This window comes from Caldisericum sp. (genome assembly GCA_022759145.1).
In the GTDB taxonomy this organism is placed as follows: domain Bacteria; phylum Caldisericota; class Caldisericia; order Caldisericales; family Caldisericaceae; genus Caldisericum.
Window position 1 is genome coordinate 1 of record JAEMPV010000044.1, and the last position, 3,746, is coordinate 3,746.

The window sequence follows — 3,746 nt, forward strand, 5'->3', positions numbered from 1 at the left end:
TTTTATCAATCCAAATGTCTTCTGAGGGTATAAAATCTTTAATCTTAAGCCATTCATCGTATTTTACTGGGTGCATCCAGAATTCCCTTTCAATCCCTAATTTGTTAATTCTCTCTTGGGTTAAGTAGAAGAATTCATTAGCACCTGTTGTAAACCCTCTTCTTACCGTTGCGATCTTCTTTAAAGGAACGAATAGATCTTTACCTTTCTCTAGAATCTTAAAGAATATTTCTGGTGCCCTTATGTATTTGCCCCACTTTGATCCATCATATTTGTTTTCTTCCTCGTTCCATCCCTCAGCCCATAGGTCTGCTTGACTCATCATTGTAATCCTGAAATTTTCGTCTTCATAAATCCAAAGAGTTTTACCAAGAAAGTCTATTTTTTTCATTTGGCTTCTTATCTTCTCATCTTTATCGCAGTTCTCTACAAAATTCACAAATCTCTCTACATTATTCCATCTTTCCTCTTCATTCTCTCCAATCGGTATGATTTCTCTCAGCCTTCTCTTAAGATAAACAAACTTTACTAGATTAGAATCTCTCGCTTTTTTATCGTCACATTTTTCAAGAATTGTTATAGCTGTATTAATATCGGCGTCTTCAAACCACCTTTCAACCTTAGATTCTATAACCGCTATAACCTTGAAGTTTTTCAAGAAGAATTCTTGGAGGTGTTTTCCAAAATCTACATCAAGCCACGAATTGGAAGTTATTAAGCCCATTCTTCCGTTTTTAGCTAAGAAGTTAGCCCCATGCAAGAAGAAGTATGCGTAGATGCTAGATCTTTTGCTGATGTTGATTCCACTAGTATTTTTAACTAATTCTCGAAGCCTATCTTTATACCCTCCGAGAAAAACATCCTCCATTTCCTCCTGTCTTGTGTAAGGGGGGTTAGTCACTACAGCATTGAAATCTGTTGGAAATTCTGTTTGAATTTCTTCTTTCTTCACTTCTACTGGAAAAGCAAGCTCATATAGTAAAGATTTCTTGCCAGGCGAAATCTCAAAGAAATCTTTACAAGCTATATTGGGAATAGTTTCAATAGCTCCTATATTCTCTCTAACTATGTTGATTAAAGCTAAATGAGCTGGGAACTTAGCAACATCGATGCCCCAAATTTCTTTAACCAATTCTTCATGTGTTTTATACGGCTTTGGATATTTTCCCTCTTTAGATAATTTTTGGGCCAAAAATCTTTTCCTTTGGTATGCTCTGACTAGAAATGTTCCGGATCCGCATGCAGGGTCTAGCACTTTATCATCGGGATGCTTCACGGTAAATCCTAGAATTAAATCGACAATATCTGTAGAAGTAAAGTATTGCCCTAGTTTATGCCTCTCAGTTTCTGGAATTAGTTTTTCGAAGATCTTTCCAACTATATCGTATCCTATTTTTGAAAAGTCGTACTTGTTAAGCTCTGCTATAAGCTGTTTAAGCCCCTCTACAATTTCATCTGGAATAGGAATTGTTTCTAAAAAGTCTGCCGCAAAAATTATACCGTAACGAGGATTAATAGCTATAGCAAAATTGAAATATTCTTGTAATCGTTTCTTTAGATCCGCACCTGTAGAGACATTTCTAACATCGATTTCTTTTAAGCCAAACTTCTCTTTCAAAATATTGTAGAAGAGAATCTTGTTAATGAGAAGATAGACCGCTTGCCTCGCAACCCTATTATAATCATCTTCACTGTCCTCGAATAACCAGCCTTGCCTGACAAACCATTCAACCAGCTTTCTATAAAAGTTGGCATCTTTCTCCTTCTTTCTAATTATGATGTTAGAAACGGGAATATAAAGAGAGTCGACAGCTGCTTGAAGATAGCGAATCAAAATCTCATCGGGGGGAAGCTTTGGTAAAACGTATATTCCAGGTGGTTTTGATATTTTCTCTTCATAATACGCTTGTAGAGTTCGTAGGAACTTCTCCAGAAAAGATTTTACAGTTTTCTCAACCTCGGGTTTACTTAATTCTCTAAGATCCTTAATTTCTAAAACATCTACGTGCAGTAATCTTCTTTCAAGTAAAGTTGTTCCAGGTTGAAAAGTTTCCCATAGAACTAGCTTATTTATATTCCAAGTGACAAAAAATGGAATCCCTGCATCAGTTGATTTCCTTAGCGCATCTTCAACTAGCTCTTCATCATATACGCTAGTCATAGGAGTTTTGAGTTCTATGAGGCAAGCAACCTTTTCTCCAGTACTGTCCCAGATAACTATGTCAGGATACTCAATTTCACCAGCGACTGTTTTAATTTGTATTTCTTGATCAGCCCTCTTAAACGAGAGACCATGCTCTTTTATAACTTGATTAATCCATTGGAGAATTAGACCTTGAGCCCAACGCTCACCCACCTTAACGCTCATAAGTATTCACCTTATAATAAAATAGCGAATGCTCCCTTCTCCAAACTACCTCCAACTTCGATAGTACCCCCCTCTAGGATGGATGGGCATGTTCTATGGCTACACATTGCTTAATCAACATTTCGCTCAAGAAGACGATGCATTTTCAATGGAGAAAAATTCGATGTAACATTATCGTAAAAAGCACACTAGCGCACATACTAACAAACAATCATCTAAGATTTACAACGCTTGTCATTGGTCAAACAATGAGAGCACGCACACAATATTACGTTTCAACGAAAAAGAAAAAATGTTATATCCGTTTAGCTCGATAAGGTTTTCTTATACCTATGATGCTTCATGCGGGGAACAGAACTATTCCCTGCGGCTTGTTGTAGGAGTTCCCACAAAAGGTTGGCGTTTTCAGGCATGAATGGCGTATAATATGTTGTCAAGGATCCCTGTAGCCTTGTAAACTTTTTGCCTTGAATTATTATTTCTTCTCGGTATTCTGAGGCACCCCGTAAGGGGGCAACGCGTAACTCCGCTTTGACGCTGTAGGTCTCCATGAGGCCTTGGCTTGTTATTTCTTTTTCTTTGTTCCATATTTTGTCGTGGAGTGTTACATGGAATTTGATGGGTATTTGTCTAGCTTTTTCTCTGCGCTGTTTCCAGCCGGCTTCTGCTGTTAAAACTGCTACGCTTATTGGGACTTCTTGACCGCTAAGGTAGTCGAATAGCCGGGCTGTCTCGTAAAATTTGGCTTGGTAGGGTTTTTCCGAATCTATAATTCTCCATGTATCTTCTTTGAGTACTGCGAGTAGCTCGCCTGGAGTGCTGATTCTGCGGGTGGGGGAAAAGAAGAATAGTTGGTCTCCTATGGTTATCTTTAGTATTGGAACCTTTATGACTGTGAACCATTCTGTGTAGCTGTTTCCTTGTTTGTTTTCCATTTTCTAGCCTCTTTTGGATTTCTTTAGTTCTCAAGTGTGATTTTGCGGGTAGCTTAAAAGGCGGTAAAAAGGACGTTCACCATCTTGTTAGGTTCTAGAAAGATCAGAAAGAGTATTCGTTGCTTAGCGCGCGCTATAGCTCGCTTTTTATAATCTTTCGTTATAGGCTTAATGCTATCGTTCACCATGTAAGCTTTTATAGAAAGCAAAACTCCTGAACAATATCAGGAATTAGAAAAGCTTTAGAATATGGAATGAGATCTATGGATTATGCTAAAGGCGTTATATTATAGATAAGGGATAATTATCGAGCTAAAATATTCTTAGCAACAATATATCAAAATAACTTTCAGTGTTAGCTCAGAAAATTATTCTTGTAATATTTAACTTGAATAATTAAGGTGTCAAAGTAATGATAAAGGACAAATGTTACATCTACGGAT

The 3,746-nt window shown here is 37.3% G+C and carries 2 protein-coding genes; both read right to left on the reverse strand.

Annotated elements, in window-relative coordinates:
• The coding region (locus tag JHC30_02815; GenBank protein MCI4463086.1) for an SAM-dependent DNA methyltransferase at positions 1 to 2,368 on the reverse strand (2,368 nt) is incomplete at its 3' end.
• 305 nt (positions 2,369 to 2,673) lie between these two features.
• The gene (locus JHC30_02820) at positions 2,674 to 3,303 is read right to left on the reverse strand and encodes a hypothetical protein (GenBank protein MCI4463087.1); all 630 of its coding nucleotides are present in this window, start codon (positions 3,301 to 3,303) and stop codon (positions 2,674 to 2,676) included.
• Positions 3,304 to 3,746 lie beyond the last annotated feature (443 nt).